Origin of the sequence: Rothia sp. HMSC068F09, assembly GCF_001812775.1 — a bacterium.
GTDB classification, from domain to species: domain Bacteria; phylum Actinomycetota; class Actinomycetes; order Actinomycetales; family Micrococcaceae; genus Rothia; species Rothia mucilaginosa_A.
This window is the reverse complement of the sequence record NZ_KV810410.1, coordinates 15,182-40,212: the sequence shown is the minus strand read 5'-3', so window position 1 is coordinate 40,212 and position 25,031 is coordinate 15,182. Positions and strand designations below refer to the sequence as shown.

Below are 25,031 nucleotides of genomic sequence, written 5' to 3'. Positions count from 1 at the left end.
GAGGGGCTTGTCAGACGTCGTGCTGTGGTGACGCGGGACGACAGTGAGAAAATCACCGCTGGTGTCTGGATAAATCAGGCACCAGCGGTGATTTTTGTGTTGCAATCCGAAATGACTGCAAATCGGAGTCATAGTGAGCAAGCCCCTATGTCTCCACATAATCCATTGGAGTCACAGCGTGCTAAAGGTGGTGGCTTAGGGTCGTCTGATAATCTCCATGATGGTAGCTCAAATTCTGAGCCATATTGCCGTGTCGGCAAAACTCTTGCTGCTCTTATAGTACACGGAAATCATCTAGCTTTTGGCCACTATGTAATCTGTATCACATAATGGGTGGTGTTGGGTGTAGAGATACAGAAAGCTACATATGCGGTTTTCTGCACGTGCGGCTTCCGGCATTGGAAGCGTGCAGAACCAGAAAAGTCTGAACAGAAAAGGCACCCTTGCGGATGCCTTATATGCGAGGTCCGTAGCTTCGACCAGAATCCACCAGTACACCCCGCTACGGCTCACCCGTTATACCTCCTCGCCTTGCGGCGATTGTCTCAGGGTTCTTGGTTTACCTTGCTAACTCCAACTATACCTAAGCTCTGAAAACACGACCAGTAATTAGGTCATTCCTAAAACCCGCCAGCCTTTCAGCCGGTCACTGCGACCGAAAAGAAAAGTACCCACCTAACCCACTCCTCCTGACCCCGATACTGCCTCTATACTGCCCCTAATTAAAACCCCCGCCAAAAACACAGTCGGGGCCGTCTCGCACGCAGGCTCGAAAAGTGCGAGAATGGACCGAAAAGAAAACTACGAAAGAAGATACTTTCATGCTTATTCTCGTTGTGAACGCTGGTTCTTCCTCCCTGAAGTACCAGGTGCGTGACACCTCCCTGCCCGAGGCAGAGCAGATGCTGACCTCCGGCCTCGTCGAAAACATCGGCACCGACGTCCCCAACCACGAAGTCGCATTCGACATCATGTCTGAGAAGCTCGAGCCCGTCCTGCACGGCCGCGAGCTGCAGGCAGTCGGCCACCGCGTGGTGCAGGGTGCAGAGAAGTTCACCCACCCCGCCCTGCTCACCGAGGAAGTTGTCCAGCAGATCGACGACCTCTCCCCGCTGGCACCGCTGCACAACCCCGCACACGCTCAGGGCATGCGCGCAGCAATGCACAAGTGGCCCTCCCTGCCGCAGGTTGCTATCTTCGACACCGCGTTCCACTCCACCATGCCCGAAGAAGCATGGCGCTACGCAATCCCCTACGACCTGGCTGACAAGTACAGTATCCGCCGCTACGGCTTCCACGGCACCAGCCACGAGTACGTCTCCCACGTTGCAGCTGACATGCTCGGCATTGCACGCGACGAGTTCAACGGCATCGTTGCTCACCTCGGTAACGGCGCGTCCGTGACCGCTGTGAAGGGCGGCAAGTCCGTCGACACCTCCATGGGCTACACCCCGCTGGCCGGCCTGATCATGGGTACCCGCTCCGGCGACATCGACCCCTCGGCACTGACCACCATCCTGATTCGTGAGGGCATTGACGGTGAACGCCTGGACACCATCCTGAACAAGGAGTCCGGCCTGCTCGCACTGGCTGGCTCCAACGACATGCGTAAGGTCGTTGAGGCTGCACAGTCCGGCGACGAGCGTGCACAGCTCGCACTGGACATGACCTCCTACCGCCTGATGAAGTACATTGGCGGCTACAACCTGGTTGTTGGCGGCGCACAGGCCCTGATCTTCACCGCAGGTATCGGCGAGAACTCCGGCGACTTCCGCAAGCTGGTCCTGGACCGCCTCGGCCCTCTGGGCATCAAGTACAACGAGGAGGAGAACGCTAAGCGCTCCCCCGAGCCTCGCGTGATTTCTACCGAGGATTCCGCCATCAAGGTTCTGGTCATCCCCACCAACGAGGAGAAGGCCATCGCCGAGGCTACCGAGGAGCTCGTCAAGAGCCTCTAAACGCTCGAGTTTCGCGCGGTCACCGCGCGGGGTGCGTGAGGCATCCCGCGTGCGGCCCGTAGAGCTTCAGCCCGCCGCAGCATCCGTTACCAACGGACGCTACGGCGGGCTTTTACGTACGCGGACGCCCAAATACGTGCGGTTTGTGAGAAAAACCGTTCTTGTATTCACCTAAGCGTGCCCAAACCCGATAGAGTGGAGTCAGACAACACTCGATACGAAGTGGACGAGATATGACTCAACCTCCTGAAAACCACCAGCCCGGCGGGCAGTTCAACGCCCAGCCCGGCCCCCAGGGGCGCCCCGCCCCGCAGGGCACGCCTCTTCCGCAGGACCTCTCCGCGGGTTGGCTGCCCGAAGATAAGCGTCAGAAGCCGGTGAGCCCCCTTCCGGAACCCAGGTTCTTTGCCTACCAGTCCATACTGCCGACGAAGGTGCTGCACGCGCTGCGTCACCCCGCCGAAATCCCGTGGCTGGTCGCCGCCTACGCGGTCACCGCGGCCGGCTACGTCGTGCTGTTCATGTCGATTATTACGCTGTTTGGCCGCATGGGCCAGTGGCTCTTCTCGTCCGGTTCGGGCGACTACACCGGCGGCACAAGCAGCCGCGTGGCAAGCAGCGTGCAGGACATCGTCATGCAGGCCGTGTCCATGCTGGTTCTGGGCCCTCTCGTGCTCTTCATCGTTCGTGCCCTCTTCTACGCCCAGCAGCGTGTGACCGGCGTGCGCATCACCCCGACCCAGTTCCCCGAGGCGTACCAGATGCTCGCCGAGGCAGCCGAGGCAGCCGGCCTGCGCCGCGTACCCGACGCGTACGTTATCAGCGGTAACGGCACCATCAACGCCTTCGCATCGGGTCACGGCTTCCGCCGCTTTATCTGCATCTACTCCGATCTGTTCGAAATCGGCGGTAAGTCCCGTGACCCGCAGGCCCTGCGCTTCATCATCGGTCACGAGGTGGGCCACATCGCGGCCGGTCACGTCAGCTACTTCCGTCTGATTTTCACCACGCTCTTCAGTCGCATCCCCATGCTGTCCAGCGCGCTGTCCCGCGCTCAGGAGTACACCGCCGATAACTTCGGCTACCGCTTCTGCCCCGAGGGTGCCGAGGGTGCCATCAAGGTCATGGCCGCCGGTAAGTACCTGAATAAGCAGGTCAACTTTGACGAGCTGGCCGACCGCGCCGTGACCGACCGTGGCCTGGCCGTCTGGTACGTGAACCTGCTGATGAGCCACCCCGTGATCACCTGGCGTGCCCACGCCCTGCGTGACCGCACCCAGCCGGGCCGCCTCTTCTGGCGCCCGACCGAGAACCCCACGGACAACGGCACCCCGCGCGTGCCCGTGCTGGTTCCCGCTTCGGAGCCCGTTGGCATGTGGCCCGACCCGATTCAGTCCACCGAGTTCATGCAGGAAAACCAGAAGACCTGGGAACCCCACAACCTCGAGACCGTGGACGTGGTACAGAAGCCCGAGGAGGACCTCGCATACCCCGAGAACACGGCCCTGTTCAGCGGATGGCAGACCGAGCAGGCTCGCGCGTTCCACGCTCAGCGTTGGGATGCGTACGCGGCCGCCGGCGGTGCACCCGCCGCGGGTGCGTCCGGCTTCGGCCAGCAGGCGGCCTCCGGCTTCGGTCAGCCCGGCCAGCAGCCTGGCCAGCAGTCCGGAACCCCGGAACAGTCCGGCTCCCAGCCCGGCTCCAACCGACCCGACGTCGGCCCCTCCGGCGAGGGCGGTTACGGCTTCGACCCCGGCAACAAGTAGCCCGCTAAGCCGTGAACGCGCCCGCGGGCGCTAAAGGCTCAAGAACCCGCCGAGGGCATCTCATCGTGAGAGGTGCCCCCGGCGGGTTCAGCTCTTTAACCGCAGGTCATAGAATAGGGGCTATGCTCTCATCACTGCGCTCCATCAAGCTTGACCCGCTGCTGACCATGCTCATCACCGCCGTTATTCTGGCCATTATCGTGCCGGCGCGCGGCGACTTCGCCGACTGGTTCAGCACCGGAACGAAGTTCGCGGTCGCCCTGCTGTTCTACCTGTACGGCGCTCGCCTCTCCACCGCGGAGGCCATTCGCGGCCTGACCCACTGGCGTCTGCACCTGATGATTCTGAGCTGCACGTTCGTGCTGTTCCCGCTGGTCGGTTTGGCGCTTTCACCACTGCGTTTTGTGCTCGGTGATGGGCTGTACATGGGTATTCTGTTCTTGACCTTTGTGCCCTCGACCGTGCAGGCATCGATTGCGTTCACCTCGATTGCGGGCGGTAACGTGGCGGCGGCGATTGTGAGCGCCTCCCTCTCTTCGATTGTGGGTGTGGTGGCGACCCCGCTGCTCGCCATGCTGCTGATGAACACGGGGCATATTGAGTTCTCTGGAACGGTCTTCCTGGACATCGCCATTCAGCTGTTCCTGCCGTTCGTGCTTGGCCAGCTGACGCGCCGCTGGGTGGGGGAGTTCGCCAAGAAGCCGACGACCAAGTGGCTGGATAAGTTCTCGGTCATGATGATCGTGTATTCGGCATTTTCCGCCTCGGTGGTGCAGGGCGTGTGGACGCGCGTGGCGTGGTGGCAGATCGTGCTGCTGGTTGTGCTCATGGCGATTATTGTGGTGTTCATGCTGTGGCTGACTGATCAGCTGGCTAAGCGTCTGGGCTTCAACCGTGCCGACCGTATTACGATTCAGTTCTGCGGTTCGAAGAAGTCGCTGGCGGCTGGCCTGCCGATGGCGATCATTATTTTTGGTGCGGGTTCGCTGGGTCTGATGATGCTGCCGATCATGATTTTCCATCAGGTCCAGTTGATGATTTGTACCTGGCTTGCGGGCCGCTATGCGCGCTTGGATGTGGTGGGTGCCGCCTCCGCGAAGGAAGTTCAGTAGGGGCTTGAACCCTATCTGCCGGGGTGCTCGGCGGGTGCTATTGGGGGCCTCTGAGCCTGTGAGATAAGCCTCTGATGAGGGGTTTTAATGGGTTCTTTGGGACTGGATGACCTGTCTATGAAGTGATATAGCGCGCATTCATCGAAAAACTCTCTGACTAGTGCATTTGTGTGCAAAATGTGGTATTTGTACTGGTCAGTTGGTTTTCTGTGGGTTATGTGCACTCTATTGCATCAAAGTGACCGGCGAGACAATCAACACTATCGGGTGTTGAGCGGTGAAAAAGCCCCAATTTTGCCCTAGAATATTTTGTCGATGGGTTAGACAGATTTGCATCCTGTATGCAAGAATTTATGACTCATGTGGGAATGGTTGAGATTCACTCCCTCACACCATCCACGAGCGTTGATGCAGCGGATTCACTCCCCGCCCGCATCCCACACCGGAAGAGACTCACTCACTCAACCGGAAGGAAGCTCAAAACCATTTATTCACTCAAACACAACTGGATACACTCAGCTTAATGACGCGCTTAGATTCCATCTATGCGCTAATCGCTGTCTGTATCCGCCAAGAAAGAGGACACTCCATGGCTACCATCATGAGCGTGAACGTATGCGATTCCAAGTACAACGCTGACCCCACCGGCGTACGAGACTCCACTAGTGCTATCCAGAAGGCTATCGATGATGTTGCTGCGCAGGGCGGCGGCTCCGTGGAGATTCCCGGCGGTATGTACCGCGTCTCCTACCCCTTCATCGAAATGAAGCACCGCGTCGAGATCTTCGGCCACGGTCAGGCAACCCGAATCGTCGCTTTCACCGACAAGGGTATTCCCTCCACCAAGAACGGTAGCTACGAATGCACCGGCGTTTTCCACACCGGTAGCTACACCACCCCCATGAGCGGTGGCACCAACCAGAACAAGCCCATGCGTATGGGCGTGCGTGACCTGTTCATCCGCACCAACAAGTACAACCTGCCGCTGGATTCTAAGAGCAACCAGATTTTCCTGGAGAAGCACACCCAGCCCGTCGACAACGTTGCAGGCGTCATCTTCCACACCCGCATTGCGGACGCTAACCCCGGTGAGCCGGACGCAGTGCCCACCCTGTCCAATATCGAAATCTGGGACACCGCCATTGGCGTTGCAATCCTGGGCCTGGACGACCAGGGCATGAAGATTGACAAGCTGCGCATCCGCCAGACCCTGCGCCAGGGCCTGCTGGTCGGCAAGCCTGTCGGCCACCCGCTGCGCCCCCGCGAGGGTGACACCCCCGGCGCGGCAGATAACAAGTTCTCCATGATTGACGTTTCTGACGCAAACATGAGCTTCGGCACCTACGCGGGCATCGAGATTTACACTTCTCAGTCCAAGTTCGAGGCGTCCACCAGCTGGTTCAACAAGCGCAACCAGGGTAAGAACGCCTTGTACGAGGTGAAGACCCGCCACGTGGGTGCAGGCTGGTTCATTCAGGGCACCCGCAACATGTTCATTGGCTGCACCGCCCAGGAGAACGCCGGTCACGGCTGGCTCGTGGAGTGGGGTAACAACCAGTTCATTGGCTGCCTGGGTGAATCTTCGAGCTTCCAGGATGCTGTTACCGGCGCTGCTCGAGGCGACGAGGCGGCGAACTGGTACATTGGCCGTAACGCACGCGGTAGCCGTTTTGTGGCTGCCCGCTCGCACAACCCTTACAGCTGGGCGAAGGCTTCCCTGTACGGTTTCTACATTGAGAACAACATTCGCGATATGCACATTACGACTGCGTCTGCGAAGGATGACCGTATTGGTGAGAACAACATGATCGGCCGCCGTGTTCACGTGACTGGCGCTATGGGCGATAACGTGCTCATCGAGGTGGATCATATTCGCCACGCGACTTTCGCGCCGAAGCAGCTGGAGAAGCGCGGCAACGGCGTGTTCATGGGCTAACCCTCGCGAGTTAGGCTCTGCGGGCTGAGGCTCGTGACCACAAAATCTTAAAACGCATACGCCTGAGGGGCGGGGAGTAATCCCCGCCCCTCGGCGTTTAACCCGCCCACAAAACGGCCGAAAAACCGTAGAAAAACAGGGCAGGGGAGCGGGCATCACAGCGCCCGGTCATCGCCTCCACACGCCCAATGCGGTACCCTTGAGCAGGAGGCAGGTCTGCCGGTGCACAGACCCGCACACGTCAAAACACCCGCAGAAATGCGCCCAACACACCGCACCACGCAAACTCAACACTGCACCCACGTAGCACCGTATTCACCGCATACAGCCGTATTCACTCAATTCACTCACCCGCGCCGCCTTCAGCACCGAACGCGGTACCCATCGAAAGAATTGAGCCCCTCATGCCCGATACGCCCATGAGCATCAACGCCATCAACTACGGCGCAGACCCCACCGGTGCCAAAGACTCCACCGCAGCCATCCAGCGCGCAGTCGACGACGTCGCCGCACGCGGTGGCGGATCCGTAGAACTACCCCGCGGCATCTACCGCGTCTCCTACCCCTTCATCGACATCAAGCACCGCGTCGAAATCTTCGGCTACGGCTCCTCAACCGTCGTCATCGCGCACTCCGACCGCGCCATCCCCACCACCGCCAACGGCCACACCGAATACACCGGCGTGTTCCACGTCGGCAGCTACACCACCCCCGTCTACGGCAACTACAACGCCAACAAGCCCATGCGCATGGGCGTACGCAACCTGCACATCCGCACTAACGCCGCAAACACCCCCATCAGCAGCTACCCGCTCGATGCGCACACCGCCCCGCTGAACAACGTCGCCGGCGTCATCTTCCACACCCACCTGACCGGCGACCTGCTCAACGAACCGGACATCGTGCCCGTTATCGCCGGCGTGGAGGTCTGGGACACCGCCATCGGCGTTGCCGTGCTCGGCCTGGACGACCAGGGCATGAAAATTGACGACGTGACCATCCGCCGCACCCTCAACCAGGGCCTGCTGCTCGGCAAGCCCGCCGGCCACCCCCGCCGCGGTACCGAAGGCCAGAACTCCGGCGCGGCAGACAACAAGCTGCGCGGTATCGACGTTGCCGAAGCGAACCTCAGCGGCGGCTCCTACGCCGGTATCGAGGTGTACGCGGCGCAGGCTAAGTTCGAGAACTGCTCCAGCAACAGCAACCACCGCACCAGCAACAAGAACGCCCTCTACGAGCCCGCCACCCGCCACGCCGGCGCAGGCTGGATCGTGCAGGGTGAGCGCAACATGTTCATCGGCTGCACCGCACGCTCCAACGCGGGTCACGGCTGGATTGTTGAGTGGGCGCACAACATCTTCATCGGATGCGAAGCGGAAGGTTCCAGCTGGGCTGGCACCGTCAGCGGTGCCGCCGGTGCCGACGAGGCCGCCAACTGGTACATCAGCCGCAACGCGCGCGGTACCCGCATGGTCGCGCCCGTTTCCTACAACCCGCCGGAGAAGCCCGCCTCCCTGTACGGCTTCTACATTGAAAACAAGATTTACGACCTGCGCATCACCGAAGGCACCGCCAAGGACGACCGCATCGGCGAGGGTAATATGCTCGGCCGCCGCGTGTACATCACCGGCGAGATTGGCGCGAACGTGGTCATTGAGGTTGAGGAGCTGCGCCACTCCACCTCGCCCGCCGGTCAGCTCACCAAGGAAGCCTATAACGTGATGCGCGGTTAGTAGAGGCTAGTAGACACGCCCGAACCGGTCCAGGACTTTCCTGTGAATCGTGAGGGAGGTGCGTGTGCCCTAGTAGGTGCGTTATACCGCTATATATCAGCTAAAAATCAAAGCAGCTGTGAATGGAATACATACCATTCGCAGCTGCTTTGTCGTTTAGAACAATGTTTAATTTTTAGTTGATAAAAGTCTCAATTAAATATTGAATAAAATATTAATATGTACTTTAAACTTTCTATGGTGGTGTAAAACAGTCCATTCACTGTGCACCACCATAGCCGTGCGACAGCATGCGGAACACGCACATCATTGGTACACGCCAAAACCGCGTATCGCCGCACGTCAGCCCCTATTCATTGCCGCTTCTTACTATTCCTCAACGCACTCCTTTCCCCTTTTATTATTCGCTCCATTTGGCGACCCCGCAGTTGACCCAAAAATCGGTTCCTTCCGGCCGGTTCCCAACCACAATTACATAAGGAAAAATCCATGCTTCCGGTTATCTCTCGAGCACTCACACCCGCTCCCCGCGCACGCCGCACTTTCGCCCTCACTCTCGCACTCGTTCTCGGTGCCGTACCCGTCACCTCCGCGGTGAGCGCACAGCCTGCCGCCCACGCTGTAGAAGCCCACGCCGCAAAACCCGCAGTGAACCTGCAGCTCGTCATCAAGGCAGAGCAGCCCAAGGACGACCCTGCATACCTAGAATGCGTCGCCAACTTCCTCGGCACCATGAGCGCCACCCCCGGCGTGTGGGCGGTCTGCCACGGCTACCTCGGCAGCGAAGAATACACCGTCACCCGCCGCCACAGCAGCGCAAGCGTCACCCGCGGCCAGCTGGTGCGCATGCTCTACCGCATGGCGGGATCCCCGACCGTCAAGAACCTGCCCACGACCTCCCCCTACAAGGATGTGGCAACCACCGACCCGGACTACCCCGCCTACATCTGGGCGGCGGATGCGGGCATCACCTCCGGCTGGGATGACGGGCTCTTCCACCCGGACGAGTACGCCACCCGCCACACCATCGCCGCGTTCCTGTATCGTGCCGCAGGTAGCCCCGACGGTGCCGCACGCCTGCGCCAGATTCGCCGCCCCCAGCGCGCCAAGAAGGTAGTCAAGAAGGCTGAACAGTTCAAGACCGAAAACCGCTGGGCAGCCCGCACGCTCGGCACCTACCCCGAAGTGGACCGCGACGGTGACGGCGTGGCAGACGTGGTGAACCCTGCCAGCCCCCTGTACTTCTCCGACGCCCTGTACATGCTCAAGGCGTACGGCGATAAGGGCCTGAAGGTTGTGGGCACTCCCGCCGTTGACTAGGAGTAATACCGACCAGATTCAGTGCTAACTAGATTCAGCGCTGACTAGCGCATATATTCACCGCCCGCCGGTGCGACCCAATGGGTTGCACAGGCGGGCGGTGCGCTGGCAGGTTACGAGCGCCCGTGCCCGCCGCGCAATCGCTTCCGTGCAATGAAAGGTGCATGCTCTGCACCCGCTAAGCTAGAAGGCATGAAGATTGCCACCTGGAACATCAACTCAATCCGCGCCCGTGAGAACCGCGTCGAAGACTGGCTCGACGAACACGACGTTGACGTGCTCGCCCTGCAAGAAACCAAAACCAAGGACGAAACCTTCCCCTTCGACCTCTTCGAATTCATGGGCTACGAGGTTGCGCACTTTGGCTTGAATCAGTGGAATGGCGTGGCAATCGCCTCCCGAGTTGGCCTCGAAGACGTGCAGCGCGGCTTCGATAACCAGCCGCACTTCGGCAAGCCCGGCGAACCCGAGGTGCTGGAGGCGCGCGCTATCGGTGCGACCTGCGGCGGCGTGCGCGTCTGGAGCCTGTACGTGCCCAACGGCCGCGGCCTGACCGACCCGCACATGGATTACAAGCTTCGCTGGATGGAGGCGCTGCGCCAGAACGTGCACAACGAGCTGGCCGCTAACCCGCAGTCGCAGCTCGCCCTGGTTGGCGACTGGAACGTCGCCCCCGAGGACGCCGACGTGTGGGACATCGACTACTTCCGTGATAACGAGCTGACCCACGTCTCCGAGCCCGAGCGCCGAGCCTTCGTCGCCCTGCTGAAGGAGGGCATGGTGGATGTGGTGCGTCCGCACACCCCGGGCGAGTACACCTACTGGGACTACCAGGCGGGCCGCTTCACCAAGGATGAGGGTATGCGCATTGACTTTCAGCTGTTCTCGCCTGCGCTTGCCGCACGCGTGGAACGTGCCTGGATCGATAAGGTGGAACGCGCCGGTGAGGGCGCGAGCGACCACACGCCGGTGGTCGTGGAGATTGCCGACTAGGCCGAGTATATAGCTTTGACGGGTGCTCAACCCGGGATATTTACCGCGGGAGGCGGGGGATGCGTTCCTCCGCCTCCCGCGGTTTTGCGTCTCGGGGGCGCAGTCCTCCCCAAAGTTTCCGTGTGGCTTAGTTGAAAAGTTCGTCTAGCCGAACTATTGTTAAATTCCGCCCGGGACGACAGGCAAAAGCGCATTATGATGCCTGCGCAGACACAACCGTGTCCCTAGCGTCCCGGCGCGGCAAATCCCATACATCAACCACATACTCAAACCCGTGACTTCCAATGAAGGATGCCTCATGAACGCTTTCACCCCCGCAGGCAGCAACGCACGCCGCCTCGTCCAGGCGCTCTGCGCCGCCCTCGCACTCACCCTGCTACTCGTGCTCACCGGCTGCGGTAGCACCTCCAGCACCACCGAAGGCGCTAAGAGCAGCAGCGGCAAGAAGACCGTGCTCACCACCTTCACCGTGCTCGCAGACATCGCCCGCAACGTGGCAGGCGACGACCTGAACGTCGAATCCCTCACCAAGCCCGGCGCAGAGATTCACGAGTACGAGCCCACCCCCTCCGACCTGAAGAAGGCGCACGCCGCCGACCTGGTGCTCGACAACGGCCTGAACCTCGAATCCTGGTTCGCGAAGTTCGTTGAAGAATCCCACGCTAAGCACGTGACCGTCTCCGAGGGGGTCACGCCCATCTCCATTACCGAGGACGCCTACGCGGGCAAGCCCAACCCCCACGCCTGGATGAGCCCCAGCAACGTGCAAAAGTACGTGGACGTGATGATTCGCGAATTTAGCGCCCTCGACCCGGCCCACGCCGCCGACTACAAGACCCGCGGCGAAGCCTACAAGAAGCAGCTGCAGGGCGTGCGTGACGAGCTCGTCAAGGAAATCTCCACCCTGCCCGAGAACCAGCGCGCACTCGTCACCTGCGAAGGCGCCTTCTCCTACCTGGCGGCAGACGCGGGCCTGAAGGAAAAGTACATTTGGGCGGTCAACTCCGAACAGCAGGCGACCCCCTCGCAGATTTCCTCCGCGATCGATTACGTGCGCGAGAACCAGGTGCCCGCTGTGTTCTGCGAATCCACCGTCTCTGACAACCCGATGCGCCAGGTCGCAGACGCCACCGGCGCACGATTCGGCGGCGTGCTCTACGTGGACTCGCTCTCCGAGGCGAACGGCCCCGTGCCCACCTACCTGGACATGATCCGCTACGACGCACGTACCATCGTTGCGGGCCTCAAGGGCAACTCCTAAACCCTGAATAACCCCGGGTAAACCCCAAACCCCCGATAGGATAGGAGGGGCGGTCGCCTTCATGGCTCGCTCCTCCCACGCCGTTAACACCCGCTCACACAGCACCCACCCACACAGCACCCACTCACCAACACGCAAGCAAGTACACCCGCCGCACGCATACGGTGACCACCAGAAAGAACACAAGGAATGAGCACTCTTCTCAGCTGCGAAAATGTGCACGTGAACTACGGGCCAGTCCGCGCCCTCACCGGCGCATCCTTCACCCTGGACGCCGGGCGTATCTGCGGCCTGATTGGCATGAACGGCTCCGGCAAATCCACTCTCTTCAAAGCCATTATGGGGGTCGTGCCCATGCACGCCGGAAGCATCACCCTCGACGGGCAGCCCGTCGGCGGTAACCGCGGCAAGAGCGCGCATCACCACCGCGCCGGGCTCGTCAGCTACGTGCCGCAGAGCGAAGAAATCGACTGGACCTTCCCCATCTCCGTGCGCGAGGTCGTCAGCATGGGGCGCTACCGCAACCTCGGCATCACCCGCCGCCTGCGTGCCGCAGACCGTGCCGCCGTGGATGAGGCGCTCGCCCGCGTGGAACTGACCGACCTTGCCGACCGCCAGATTGGGGCGCTCTCGGGCGGCCAGCGTAAGCGCGCCTTCGTGGCACGCGCTATCGCCCAGGGTGCCCAGCTGCTGCTGCTGGATGAGCCCTTCGCCGGCGTGGACAAGCGCAGCGAGGCGATGCTCATTCAGGTCATCGAACAGCTACGCGACGAGGGCGCGACCGTGCTGGTTTCCACGCACGACTTGGCGAGCCTGCGCCAGTTCGCCGACGAGGCGCTACTGCTGCGCGGCGAGATTCTGATGCACGACACCCCCGAGAAGGTGCTCGCCCCCGAGAACCTGGTGCGTGCCTTCGGCATGGAAGTGGACGCCGGCGCGTCGGTCGCTACCGGTGCCGCCGCCTCCAGCGCTACTACCTCTGGCACTACTACGATCAGCTCTGCGGAAGGGAAGAACTAAATGGACATCCTCAACTTTCTGGTGGAGCCGCTGACCCTGCCCTTCATGCTCCGCGCGTTCGTGGTCACCGTCATAGCCGCCGCCGTCTGCGCCCTGCTCTCCTGCTGGCTCGTGCTGCTCGGTTGGTCGCTCATGGGTGACGCAATCTCGCATGCGGTGCTACCCGGCGTGGTGCTCGCCTACATTTTCGGTGCGCCCTTCGCAGTGGGCGCGGTCATTGCCGCACTCCTGGCTGTGGCGCTCATCGGCGGGGTGCGGCGTAGCGGCCGCGTGCGCGAAGACGCCGCGATCGGCATCGTGTTCACGACCATGTTCGCGTTCGGTCTGGTGCTGATTTCGGTCACGCCGTCGAATACCGACCTGAACCATATTCTCTTCGGTAACGTGCTGGGCGTGTCCTGGTCGGACGTCTGGCAGGTCGCTATCCTCGCGGTGGTGGTTGCCGCCGTGCTGCTGGTCAAGCGCCGCGACTTCGTACTGTACGCCTTCGACCCGGGCTTCGCGCAGGCGGTGGGGCTGCGTCCGCGTCTGCTCGGCGCGCTGCTACTCATTATGCTGGCGCTAACCTCCGTGGTGGCGCTGCAAATCGTGGGCGTGGTGCTGGTCGTGGCGATGCTCGTCATCCCCGGCTCCACCGCGCGCCTCATCACGGACCGGTTTGTGCCGATGCTCGCGGTGAGTGTGGGGGTGTCCCTGGTGGGTACGCTGACCGGTCTGTACGTCAGCTACCATGCGGATGTATCCCCCGGCGGTGCCGTGGTCGTCACGCAGGGCCTGCTGTTCGCCCTGGCGTACGTGTTCGCCCCGCGCTACGGTCTGCTGGGCAGGATGCGTGCCCGCAAGCTCAGCACTGCTGCAACGAAAACTGAGCCGGTAGCTTCCTAGGAAAGCCCACTGAGTACGCTCACCACATACAGCAATAGGCGGAAAGTCCCACCGTGGGGCTTTCCGCCTATTGCTATCTTCTGAAGGTTGGGGGCGCGTACCCGCCCGGATTTCCGGGCTAGAAGCCCGCCGCTACCGCCCTGTATCTAGCGCACGGTGCGGGACACGAAGAGGGAGGCGGTCGCCTCCGCACCCAACGGAATAATGGTGCCGCCGGGCTTCACCGCGCCGCTCTCGTCCGTCTCGTGCAGGTTGCCGGAACCGGCACCGACCACGCTCACGTTCACCGCCTCGGAGAAGGGGGCGCCCTCCTCCACCTTGAGGCGCGCGCCGGGCACGAAGCCGTGACCGTGCAGGTAGCGCAGTAGGCGCGGATCCTCGTCGTTGATGCGTTCGAGCATGACCGTCTCGCCCGGTTCGCACTGGCTCAGCGGCACGGTCTGCGGAAAGCTGATGCGACCGGAGGCGTCCGGGATGGGGTCGCCGTGCGGGTCGCGGGTCGGGTGGCCGAGCAGCGTGTCGATGCGGTCCACCATGAAGTCGGATACCGCGTGTTCGAGAACCTCCGCCTCGTCGTGCACGCGGTCCCAGGTGTAGCCGAGCGTCTCAACGAGGAAGGTTTCGATGAGACGGTGGCGGCGAATCATGGCTAGGGCGTAGGCGCGCCCGATTTCGGTGAGCTCGATGGCACCGTAGGGCTGATGCTCAATCAGGTCGGCGGCGGCCAGGCGCTTGAGGCCGTCAGAAATCGAATAGATGCGCAGGCCCATGCGTTCGGCCAGCGCCGAGGCGGTGGCGGGGGTTTTGGTCCATTCTTCGAGGCGCCAGATCTCTTTGAGGTAGTTCTGGGTGCTGACGGAAAGTTCTGAGAGAGGCATAAAGATTAGTTTACCTTTTCTGCGGTTTTGCCCGTCGGGGCGGTCCGCTGGGTCTGAAGAACAGCCCGAAAATACAAAATCCCGTCCGGCCGTGAATCATCACGGCGAGACGGGATGCGGGGGGTGCGCCGGCACCGCGTGTTCGGGCGGGCCGGCATCCCGAGGATTACCGAGGTTTAGGCGGTGCGGCGGTGCGTGCGCTCGATGCGGGTCATCAGCTCGATGAGCGCGCCGCGGGCGGCCTGCTCTTCGTGCCAGAGGGAACGGACGAGGGTGCGGCTGACCGCCTGGGTGGTGATTCCCAGGGCGGTTGCGGCGGCCTTCTGCTGGCCGCGCACACCGGGTACGAGCAGGTTCACGACGCGCCACTCGGCGTCGGTGCGGTCGGCGCAGACGCGGTAGAGTAGGCGTGCGGAACCGGTGGCCAGCTCGGCGAGATTGTGGTTGTCCGCGCTGATGCTGATGCAGCGGACGGGGGCGCCTCCCTGCGCCTCCTCGACGGCCAGGCGCGAGAATTCGAGGGCGTCACCGGTGCAGTCGGTGGTGCTGACGGCGCCGAGCGCCCCGGCGAAGCGGGGGATGTTGAGCTCGCCGATTCCGATGCCCACCCAGAAGCCGTTATCGCGGGCGGCCATCAGCGCCGCGTGCAGTGCATCGCTGGCCCGGTCAAAGGCGCCCTGAATCTCGTCAGGGTAGGTCTGGGCGAAGGCAACACGCGGGTTGAGCTTGGCGAGTTCGTCCGACAGTGCAGTGAGTGAGTGCTGTGCGGAACGTTGGATGAAAGTAAGAACGAACACCCTCTTATTATGCCGTAAAACCTTCAACGCTCAGCGTAAGGTTCGGCGTAATACCGGCAACACTCAAAACCCCTAAAATACGCATTGATAAGGGGAATTATTGAAACGGTGCACCGGGCGCAAAAATCCTTGAAAGGATGTAGAACACCCCCGAAAAGAAAATAATTTTCATGCAAGTGCATGTTGAATTATTTGCCTTCGGGGGTGCTGTGAGGGGGTGGTAGACGGGGCTACCGCAGAACTACTGCGCGTTCGGCACCTGCGAGATATGGGGCAGCTGACGCAGTGGCTTCTGGAACACCATCACCACCAGCGACAGAAGAATGAACACCGCGTAGAACAGCGCCGTGTACGTAATACCCCAATCAACGATGAGGAAGCCGGCCAGCAGAACAGCCAGCGGGGTCAGCGCCATGTTGGGGATGCCCTGCACCGAGTGCACGCGACCGATCATGTGCTCCGGGGTGGAGGCGTTGATGTACGCAATGATGCTCGAATTGAACGAGGGGAGCACGACGCCCGCCAGTACAATCAGCAGGCAGACCGCCCACAGCATCGAATGAACCACCGGTAGCAGCAGGTAGCAGACCGACATGATGGCTAGGGAGGTGACGCCCAGCGGGCCGAGCGCAAACTTCTCGGTCAGCGGGCCCACCAGGAACGAACCGAGCAGCACGCCCACGCCGAAGGCGCTCGCAAAGATACCGATGAAGAGCGGGTGCGCGCCCTCCAGGGTGTAGTAGTAGATGAAGGTCAGCGGAATACCGACCGTGCCAAAGTTTGCAAGCGTCGAAACGCACGCGATGGACACCAGCACCTTATTCTTCAGGATGTACTCGAAACCGGCTTTTGAGTCCTGCCAGAAGCTGGTTTTCTCGCCCTCCTCCTCTTCCGCGGGCTGCCGGCTAGCACCGTAGGTCTTGGGTGCGACGATGAACGCCAGCAGGTTCACGACCGCGTGAACGGCGGTCATGAGCACGGTCGAGAAGCCGATAATGATGCCCGCGACCGGGCCGCCCAGCAGGTTGGCGGTGGACTCGCGCGTCTCACCCATACCGGAGGCGTACCCCAGGTGTTCCTTAGGGACCACGCGGGTGATGATGGACTGCTCGCTCGGGTAGTCGAAGGTGGAAATGATGGCGGCGAGAGAAATCGTGACCACCAAAACGTAAATGTTGGTGACGTTGAAAACGAGGTAGAGAAGAATCGCCACCCAGGACAGTGACTGGCCAATACAGGACAGTGCCAGGCACTTTGAGGGGCCGATTCTATCAACCCACGTTCCTGATATCGCTCCGGCGCAGGTGGCGAGAACACCCGCAACGAAGAGGGTGATGCTCGCGGCCTCGGGGGAGCCGGTCAGCGCCAAAATAATGATGGGCGTGGTGATATAACTCATCGAGTCTGAGAGCTGGTTGGCTCCAATGGCGAAAAGAGTATTTCGAAAATCTCTATTCTTGAGTAGTTCGGTGTTGACACTCATGGGGGACCTCCACGATGGGGTTGGGTGTCGCGCGGTGTGCAATCCGTCGTGCGTAGTTCATTGTGCGCAATTCGTAGCGCGCAATCGTATGAGTGAATACCCCGACAGCCGGCTGTGCCTGCCTGTATTCGCTTGTTTTCGCCTGTGCCCGCCGGTCATGACGGGCTCGCCGGTCATCACGGGGTGGTTGAGGATGCACTGGGCGGCTCATTGGGAGCCACCCCCGCACAAGAAGTGTGTCGCGCGATACTTTAGATTCTATAAGAGACGTTAATCATATACGTGAACACTGGTTGAAAAACTTTCCTCATTTTGAGTATTGACATTAGGGTTAGTTTGACTATAATTCATTCTTGGTGCTTCCACTCGGCTGAGCCCTGACTAAACCCGGCTGAACCCGAATCAGGGCACGCCAAAGACACCCGCAACCAGGCTCCGCCAATCCACACCGCCAGACTCTGTTACAGCCAGCCCCGCAACGTAGCGGGCGGGGGAGTGTAGAAGAGCGCAGAATACGGGCTGCACTAGGCGCTACTCCACCAGGCCCGCGAAGCCCGACAGAGCCAGCACCTCCTCAACATCCTGCGGCACCGAACGCGCCACCCACGGCGAATGTACCAACACCGCCTGCCACTGACCGCGCGACACCGCCACATTCAAACGATTCGGCGAGAGCACAAACCCCGCACCGCGCCCAGAATCAACCCGCGACGACGCCAACGACACCAACACCACCGCAGCCTCCTGACCCTGGAACTTATCCACCGTGCCCACGCGCACGCCAGCACCCGAAGAATCCGCCAAACCAGCGGCAATCAGCGCCTCATGCACACAATCAACCTGCGCGTTATACGCCGCCACCACAATGCAATCCTCCGCCGCCAGCGGGCGCGACTCAGCGCCAGCCGCCGGAACCCACTCGCTGCCCAACAGCTCGCGCACGCAATCCACCACAGCCTGCGCCTCCTGCACAGACCGCACCGAACAGCCCGCATGCTCCACCGGATACGACACCACGCCCGGCTCAACACCCTGCAGGGCACGACCAGCCGTCGCCGCCGCGCTCGCCAACGCGCCATCATACGACAGCCACGAAACGCGCTCGCACAACGCCGAATCCATACGCCACGACTCACCCAAGAAATAGCCAAAACGAGGATCCAGCGCCGCCGCGCCATCGGACAACCAGCCCAGCGCAGAAACATCCACCGGGTACGGATGCGCACCCGTCGACACCTGCGGCAACTGCTGCGGATCGCCCAGCAGCAGCACCGAACGCGCCGCACGAGCCGCCGCCACCGTATTCGTCAGCGAGAACTGGCCCGCCTCATCAACCACCAGTACATCCAGTGACCCGGCGGGCACGCGGCGCTCACTCACGTAATCCCACACCGTGCCGCCAAAGAGCAGGCCACCCGAACCGGAAATCAGCTCCACCAGCTCAGCATCAGACACCTCAGACCACGGGGCGTCCGGGGTCACCGACTTGCCGCGCAGACGAACTGCGCGCGAAACATCAAAACCATCACGGGCGCAGCACGCCAGCATGAGATTCTCAATCACCGCATGCGACTGAGCGACCACGCCCACCTTCGCGCCCTCAGCCACCAGGCGCGCAATCACGTGCGAAGCGAGGAAAGTCTTACCCGCACCGGGAGGGCCCTGAACCGCCACATAGGAGCGGTCGAGAGCGCGAACCGCCGCGTGCACGGCATCGACCGTGGGCAGGTCAGAGCCGGAAAAATCAACCTCACGGGGTAGATTTTCTGCATTTTTGGCGTTCGAGACGCTCTTCTTGAGGCGCGGTGCGCGGCGGAACAGTAGGTCCGCGGAGGCGCTCTCCACCCCCGTCAGCGAAGCCGCCGCATCGAGCACGCTCGGCAGGGTGCGGGAGGGGTCAGAGGGCTCGGCGGACTCGCTGGAAGCCCCGGAATCCTCGGCGGGCATGGGGTCATTAAGCACGGGGTCGCTCGGCATGAGGGCACCGTCGAAGAGCAGCCCGTGCACATCGGCCTGCAGAGCCGCCTCAATCGTTGCCGTAGACACCGGATCGCCAGGACCAATACCCGAAGGCAGGGCACGGTGCGGCTCATCCTTCACGCGGATGCGCTCCTGCAGAAGCACCTCCAGGAACTCGCCGGCCGGCTCGTCCGCTGCTTCTTCGGAATCCTCGGAATCCTCGGACTCGGCACCGAAACCGCCCGGTGCCACCGCCAGCACGCGCACGCCAAAGAAGCCCGTCGCCGCCAGCTCGGTGGGCACCCGCTCACCCGGATTCGACGCGCGGAAATAGTTCAGCTGCGACTCCATGCGGTCCAGCGCAATCTGCGGGCTCAACCCCGCCTCGTACGCACAAAACACCGCGCGGTCAGAGGGTGCAATCACCAGGCTCGGGTCAGCCTCAACTCGCGCACGCAGCAGGCGCACCTGCGCGCCGCGCACACGATACCAGCCGGGGGCGCCCTCAACCTCAGCGGGCTCCTTCATGGCGGTGGCGAACGCCTCCTCCTCGGCGGGGGTGCTCAGAAGCACCTGGGCCTGCTCGGTGGTGAGCACCTGCACCCGGTCAAGGTACGCGTAATCGCGGCTCGCCACCCACGCCGCCGGGCCGTCCTCCAGGCGGCGAATGTGTTCGCGCCAGAACGGGGCGCGCTCGCGGCGGTGGTAGTTCGTCATGGACAGCAGCATCGCCGCCTCAAGCTCGCCGGCACCCCAGCCGCGCTCCGCCGCATGCTCTTCGAGGGAGGCGAGCTGGGCATCCAGCAGACACTGCAGGCGGTACTGTTCGCTATCGTTCTCCACCGCGGCGGGCACCCGATACATGACCGGGTGCTCCTCGGTTTCGGGGTCGTCAGTGGTTTCTTCGGTGACAAGTTCCGGGGCATCGGTCGCAAGGGCAAGGGAAGCCGCCGCGTTCAGGCATGCCGGGCACTCGTCGCAGGTCAGAAAATGAGGGATGCGCTCGGCAAGTTCCGCCGGTTCCGTGCCCTCGTTCAGTGCCCGGGTCAGCAACACGAGACGCTGCTCCTGCAGGCGAATCAGCGGCAGAATACGCGCCGAATCAACCCGGTGAGGTTGAGGAACGGGGGAGTGGTGCTCGGCGGGCTCCGATTCGGATTCCGCGCCGCACTCATCCGCGCCGTGCTCCAGGTAGAGGTCGAGGCGCACCGCGTTCTTGGCACTCTCGGCGGCACCGGCGGTCAGCAGGTGCGCCGCCAGGGCACCGCGCAACAGCGCCCGATGCGCCGCCTCACCCGTGTGCGGGGTACAGACGATTCGCGCGGTATTGCCCTCGGCGGTGCTGTCCACAGTCGCGCGTTCCAGCCGGTCAAGCCCCACCGAGTAGGTCAGCCCCGCCGCGGAGGTTGCCACCAGGGGCACCGGGCGCGCCGTGCCACCCGCATGTTCACCGGTGACCACTCCACCCTCGGCCAGCACCCGCAGACACTCGCGGTAGGCCTCGCGGGCGCGCGCCGACTCCTCGGGGGCCGGGTGGGCAGACTGCTTCTGTGCACGTTCCTGAAGCTCGGTGTAGAGCCGCAGCTCGCAGGCGGAGGTTGCGGTCAGATCGGCGAGGGTGAAGGTAAGGTCCATGGTGGCTTTTCTGCTGGAGAAGAGAGAAACGGGGCGGGCGTGAAACCCGCAGGGGGAGTGGGTGCGAGTCCCGATTGGGAGGGGTTATCAGCACCCCGAGCCACCCCCGCCCCGAGAGGTTGATTTTCAGGTTTCACGTGAAACACTACAGAAAATCAACCTGTTCGGGATGATTTAGAGGGCTTTCGGGCCGTATAAACGCACCCGCTAGGAGGCGGCACCCGTCGCGGGCACCTCAGAAGCCGGGGCACTCGTCCCTTCCGAAGCCGTCGCAGGCGCGGGGGTTGAAGCCGCCGCAGAGGCACCCGCAGAAGCATCGGCAGACGCACTCGGCGCGCTCGAACGGTCCGCAATCGCGGCCGCCGCAGCGTCCACGCGCTCCTTCGCCGCGGGCAGGGCCTCCGCCCCGCCCAGGTCGTTCAGAATAATCGCAAAGATCAGGCGCGTGCCGTCCGGGCGGGTCGCCACGCCGCACAGCGAGGACACCGTGTAGAGGGTACCCGTCTTGGCGCGCACGAAGCCGCGTGCGTGCACCGAATTTGCCGCCGCAAAACGATCGGCCAGGGTTCCGCTATCGCCCGCGAGCGGGAAGGCCTGCATGAGCTGCTCGGCGCGCTCATCGGCGTTGAGCAGGGCCACGGTCTGCGCCAGGGTTCGGGCGGTCACGCGGTCCGTCAGGGACATGCCGCATACGTCGGCCTGCACCAGGTTTTCCACGGTCACGCCGGCATCCACGAGCGTCTGGCGCACCGTCTGCTGGGCGGCCTCGGCGCTACCCTCCCTGCCCGCGGCGATGGCGGCGTAGCGTCCCAGAACCTCGGCCAGGGCGTTATCGGATTCGAGCATCATGTGCTGCGCCTGCTCGAACAGGGTGGCCGACTCCACCGACCCCACCTCGGTCGCCCCGGTGGGTGCGGTCGCGCGCTCGGCCAGGGTGAAGCTCAGGCCAGGCTCCTTGCCGGCGGCGTTGAGCGCATCCACGAACGCCTGCTGGGCGGCCACGGCGGCGTCCTCCGGGCGCACCGGGTTACTTGCGGTCGACTTGCCCGGCACCGTGTGCGATTCGAGCGCAATCGGGTGGATGGGGGTAATTTGCCCGCTGGACACGTCGCCCTCCTCCCAGCCGGGGTTGACGCTTGGGCCGGTGAAGAGCGCGGTGTCCAGGTAGACGGGCATGGCGCCGGTCGGCTTATCGCCCGCGGCAACGGCCTTGACCGTCTGCTCGGCAAGGGTGGCCAGGCCGGCCCGGCCCACGACCTGCTTCGGGTCCGAGGCTCCCGCACCCAGCAGGGAGTCGCCTCCGGCCACGAGGTACAGCGCATCGCCCTGGCGCACCGCGCGGGTGGTCAGGCGGGCCTGCAGGTTGGCGTGACGGCTCAGGGTGAAGAAGGTCAGGATCTTGAAGGTGGAGGCGGGCACGCGCGCGGCATCGGCATTGGCGGCGTAGAGGTCGCCCGGCGCGGTGGCCGTGCCGGTGAGGCCGCCGTCCAGGCCGGTCACGAGGATGCTGTACTGCGGGTAGGTGCCGTCGGCAAATAGCTTGTCGAGGCTGGAACGCAGGCGCTCGGCATCCTCCGCGTTCAGTGCGGGTGCGAGGCTCGGGGTGGCGCTTGCGGAGGCGGTGGCCGGCTCGCTGGCGGTGCCGGATGCGCTTCCCGAGGGGCTTGCGGACCCCTCCGGGCGCTTCTGCTCCACGGCCGCTGACCCGCAGGCGGTCAGCAGGAACATGCCGCCGAGAGTGAGGGCGGCGCGGCGGGTGAGGGTTCGGCCGGCGTGAGGGCGGCCGGGGGTCTGTGCGTGAGGATTGAAGGAGGGCATCCTTCGAGCATAGCGGCAGGGCGCGCCGGGTATCGAATTGGGGCGTTACCTACACCGCCCCGTTTTGCCCCCGTAATACGCGGTTTCGGCACGTGCGAACGGGTTACAATGGGTGAGTTCAACACCTAGCTTTCGCACCCGTGCGCCGATGTCGCCGCGAAAGTGACCTTAACTCACGAGAAAGAAGGTTCCGATGGAACTCGACGTCACTATTGAAATCCCCCGCGGCTCCCGCGTGAAGTACGAAGTGGACCACGAGACCGGCCGCCTGCGCCTGGACCGCGTGCTGTTCACCTCCATGCAGTACCCCACCGCTTACGGTTACTTCGAGAACACCCTGGGTGAGGATGGCGACCCGCTGGACGCAATGCTGATCCTGGACGTTGACGTGGTTCCCGGCGTGCTGGTTGAGGCTCGCCCCGTTGCAGTGTTCAACATGACCGACGAGGCTGGCGGCGACGCTAAGGTTCTGTGCGTTCCCACCGACAAGCGCTACGACCACATCAAGTCCCTGGCTGATGTTCCCGAGCAGCTGAAGGCTGAGATTCAGCACTTCTTCGAGCGTTACAAGGACCTGGAGCCCGGCAAGTGGGTTAAGGGCGAGGGCTGGGAAGACCTGGCTGCTGCTGAGAAGATGGTCCAGGAGGCTATCGACCGTTTCGCAGCTGAGGGTCACTAAGCTGCCGCACCGTTAGGTGCACCCGGTTTTTAGGGGGGCGTGTTCCCCGTGTCTGGTTCGTGCGAGTTTTCGTGCGTGCTGGAGGCGGTGGGCACGCCCCCCCTTTTTTGTGTTCCTTGGCTGTGTTTGGGGGTGTCGGAAGGGCAGGTGTAACCGAACTATTCTTCGGAAAACAGCCTCGGAGCACCTCTGGGAGTGCTAATATGGGCATATTACGAAGAATAGTTCGTATAACCTGAGGTTCTGTAGCGGTGAGGAGGAAACCCTATGGCATTCGACGCAGCAGGGTTCGCGCAAGAATTTGGTGCGCAGGTTCGTGCCGTCCGCAAGTACGAAAAAATCACCCAAATGGAGTTGGCGTGGATGGTCGGGCTCAGCGATAAAACAATCCGCGATATTGAGCGTGGGCTACCCGGCCCGTCAATTGGCGCGGTCCTCAAGGTCGCCCAAGAGCTCGGCATTGAGCTGGCCATTACTAACCCCCTCACCTAACCCCTCCCGCACACTGCGATAGAAAACAGAACCTGGAGAAAAGCCATGACAGATGAACTTATGGCAGATGTCTATAAAGATGGTGTTCTCGCCGCATATTTGAGGCGAGACGCCAACGGGCTGATTCATTTCACCTACCGGGCAGGTTATGAAGGCCCGGCAATTGCCACGAGCCTGCCTTTAGACGCGGAATATACCGCAGAATCAATTCCCCCTTTCTTTCAGAATCTTTTGCCCGAAGGCTATAGGCTCGACGTTGTCAGTTCCGAGAAAAAAATCAGTAAAAATAACACCCTAGGCTTATTGCTGGTGATTGGTTCTGACGTTCCAGGCGATGTGCAAATTATTGAGCACGGGCGGGAACTGTACACCGCCCCTGCCGCACTGGTGAATAACCCTGAGGTTGTTTCCTTTGCAGAACTGATGGGCACGGTTGACCGCCGAGGACTGCCTGGCGTTCAGGAAAAGCTGAGCGCCGTCATGAAAACCCTGCCCGTGCATTGGAAGGGCGCCGGCTACGATGCGCTTCTGAAAATCAGCCCACAACGCATGCCCGGGCTCGTGGAAAACGAAGCTGCCCACCTCACGGCGGCCGCGCTCATGGGGATTCCCGTAGCTCAGCATGAGCTTGTCTATGATCGAGACGGCGTATCAGGTTTGATGGTCTCCCGTTTCGACCGAACACCCTCCGGGGGGCGCATCGCCATGGAGGATGGTGCACAGATTTTGGGTGTTCCTTCGGGTGAGAAATACACGGAAGATAACCCTGCTGTGACAACAGAAAGTGTCATTCAAGCAATGGTGAAAATCGCTGCTTCCCCGGCTATTGCCCGCAGGAATCTTTACATGCACTTTCTCTACGCTTGGCTGACTGGCAACGGTGACCTACACGCAAAAAATATCTCGCTCCTCAAGGGACGCCGTGGATGGGAAGTAGCTCCTATCTACGACATCCCCTGTTCGCTCGTGCACATTAAATCTCTATCCATGGCGCTTAGCGTCAATGGAAAAGATAATTCGAATCCCGGTGACGGTTCGCCGCCCGAAGATTGGAAGATTACTGTTGACGATTGGCTTGCTCTCGCAGAGACTATCGGTCTTCCGCCTAAGGTGCAGAAAGACGCTCTAACGCGTGCTCTCAAAGCGGCTCGAGCAGTTCGCTGGCCCACAGACCGAGCCGCCCCGGGATATATTTTCAACTCGAATGCCTCACCGTTTAAGGCCATGCAGAAAGAGTTGGAACGCCGCCAGAATGAGTTTGAAGAGTACCTTCATCCGCGCTCCTAAGACTCCTGACTTCTTGAGC

The 25,031-nt window shown here is 62.1% G+C and carries 19 protein-coding genes; 14 read left to right on the top strand and 5 right to left on the bottom strand.

What is annotated here, in order from left to right:
* The 11 genes from HMPREF2874_RS09360 to HMPREF2874_RS01175 all read left to right on the top strand — a co-directional run.
* A partial coding sequence (locus HMPREF2874_RS09360; protein ID WP_210397940.1) for a hypothetical protein occupies positions 1-330 on the top strand: 330 nt, incomplete at its 5' end.
* Between the two features lie 491 nt (positions 331-821).
* Positions 822-1,958, top strand: a complete 1,137-nt coding sequence (locus tag HMPREF2874_RS01220; protein WP_070648627.1) for an acetate/propionate family kinase — start codon at positions 822-824, stop codon at positions 1,956-1,958.
* Positions 1,959-2,191: 233 nt separating this feature from the next.
* Positions 2,192-3,724: a M48 family metallopeptidase gene (locus HMPREF2874_RS01215; protein ID WP_070648625.1), complete on the top strand. Its 1,533-nt coding sequence runs from the start codon at positions 2,192-2,194 to the stop codon at positions 3,722-3,724.
* Between the two features lie 122 nt (positions 3,725-3,846).
* Entirely contained in the window at positions 3,847-4,836 is a 990-nt protein-coding gene (locus HMPREF2874_RS01210; RefSeq protein ID WP_070648623.1) for a bile acid:sodium symporter family protein, read from the top strand.
* Positions 4,837-5,425: 589 nt separating this feature from the next.
* Positions 5,426-6,772 (top strand): glycosyl hydrolase family 28-related protein, encoded by a 1,347-nt coding sequence (locus tag HMPREF2874_RS01205; RefSeq protein WP_049346245.1) that lies wholly within the window; start codon positions 5,426-5,428, stop codon positions 6,770-6,772.
* A gap of 404 nt (positions 6,773-7,176) precedes the next feature.
* Positions 7,177-8,505, top strand: a complete 1,329-nt coding sequence (locus tag HMPREF2874_RS01200) for a glycosyl hydrolase family 28-related protein (protein ID WP_070648621.1) — start codon at positions 7,177-7,179, stop codon at positions 8,503-8,505.
* Positions 8,506-8,994: 489 nt separating this feature from the next.
* Positions 8,995-9,825: an S-layer homology domain-containing protein gene (locus HMPREF2874_RS01195; protein WP_070604930.1), complete on the top strand. Its 831-nt coding sequence runs from the start codon at positions 8,995-8,997 to the stop codon at positions 9,823-9,825.
* A 192-nt stretch (positions 9,826-10,017) separates the two neighbouring features.
* Entirely contained in the window at positions 10,018-10,818 is an 801-nt protein-coding gene (locus HMPREF2874_RS01190; protein ID WP_070648619.1) for an exodeoxyribonuclease III, read from the top strand.
* Positions 10,819-11,116: 298 nt separating this feature from the next.
* On the top strand, positions 11,117-12,079 hold the full coding sequence (locus HMPREF2874_RS01185; RefSeq protein ID WP_005507646.1) for a metal ABC transporter substrate-binding protein: 963 nt from the start codon (positions 11,117-11,119) through the stop codon (positions 12,077-12,079).
* A gap of 189 nt (positions 12,080-12,268) precedes the next feature.
* Complete coding sequence (locus tag HMPREF2874_RS01180; RefSeq protein ID WP_070648617.1) at positions 12,269-13,099, top strand: metal ABC transporter ATP-binding protein; 831 nt, start codon at positions 12,269-12,271, stop codon at positions 13,097-13,099.
* The gene (locus HMPREF2874_RS01175; RefSeq protein WP_070542471.1) at positions 13,100-13,984 is read left to right on the top strand and encodes a metal ABC transporter permease; all 885 of its coding nucleotides are present in this window, start codon (positions 13,100-13,102) and stop codon (positions 13,982-13,984) included. It abuts the gene before it with no gap.
* 146 nt (positions 13,985-14,130) lie between these two features.
* On the opposite strand, the gene HMPREF2874_RS01170 is transcribed toward HMPREF2874_RS01175, so the two are convergent.
* The 5 genes from HMPREF2874_RS01170 to dacB all read right to left on the bottom strand — a co-directional run bounded on the left by HMPREF2874_RS01170 (position 14,131) and on the right by dacB (position 22,554).
* The gene (locus HMPREF2874_RS01170) at positions 14,131-14,862 is read right to left on the bottom strand and encodes a metal-dependent transcriptional regulator (protein WP_070648615.1); all 732 of its coding nucleotides are present in this window, start codon (positions 14,860-14,862) and stop codon (positions 14,131-14,133) included.
* 176 nt (positions 14,863-15,038) lie between these two features.
* A complete protein-coding gene (locus HMPREF2874_RS01165) occupies positions 15,039-15,659 on the bottom strand; it encodes a recombinase RecJ (protein WP_210397938.1) in 621 nt (206 codons plus the stop codon).
* 241 nt (positions 15,660-15,900) lie between these two features.
* Positions 15,901-17,142, bottom strand: a complete 1,242-nt coding sequence (locus HMPREF2874_RS01160; protein ID WP_070648611.1) for an MFS transporter — start codon at positions 17,140-17,142, stop codon at positions 15,901-15,903.
* Positions 17,143-17,673: 531 nt separating this feature from the next.
* Positions 17,674-20,736 carry a DEAD/DEAH box helicase gene (locus HMPREF2874_RS01155; protein ID WP_070648609.1) on the bottom strand — a complete coding sequence of 1,021 codons (3,063 nt, stop codon included), beginning with the start codon at positions 20,734-20,736 and terminating at the stop codon, positions 17,674-17,676.
* A gap of 207 nt (positions 20,737-20,943) precedes the next feature.
* The gene (gene dacB / locus HMPREF2874_RS01150; RefSeq protein WP_070648607.1) at positions 20,944-22,554 is read right to left on the bottom strand and encodes a D-alanyl-D-alanine carboxypeptidase/D-alanyl-D-alanine endopeptidase; all 1,611 of its coding nucleotides are present in this window, start codon (positions 22,552-22,554) and stop codon (positions 20,944-20,946) included.
* Between the two features lie 193 nt (positions 22,555-22,747).
* Between dacB and ppa the strand changes: the two genes are divergently transcribed.
* The 3 genes from ppa (at position 22,748) to HMPREF2874_RS01135 (ending at position 25,012) form a co-directional block, all read left to right on the top strand.
* Positions 22,748-23,233 carry an inorganic diphosphatase gene (gene ppa / locus HMPREF2874_RS01145; RefSeq protein WP_049344276.1) on the top strand — a complete coding sequence of 162 codons (486 nt, stop codon included), beginning with the start codon at positions 22,748-22,750 and terminating at the stop codon, positions 23,231-23,233.
* 267 nt (positions 23,234-23,500) lie between these two features.
* Positions 23,501-23,725 carry a helix-turn-helix domain-containing protein gene (locus HMPREF2874_RS01140; protein ID WP_070648605.1) on the top strand — a complete coding sequence of 75 codons (225 nt, stop codon included), beginning with the start codon at positions 23,501-23,503 and terminating at the stop codon, positions 23,723-23,725.
* 45 nt (positions 23,726-23,770) lie between these two features.
* On the top strand, positions 23,771-25,012 hold the full coding sequence (locus tag HMPREF2874_RS01135; RefSeq protein ID WP_070648603.1) for a type II toxin-antitoxin system HipA family toxin: 1,242 nt from the start codon (positions 23,771-23,773) through the stop codon (positions 25,010-25,012).
* Positions 25,013-25,031 lie beyond the last annotated feature (19 nt).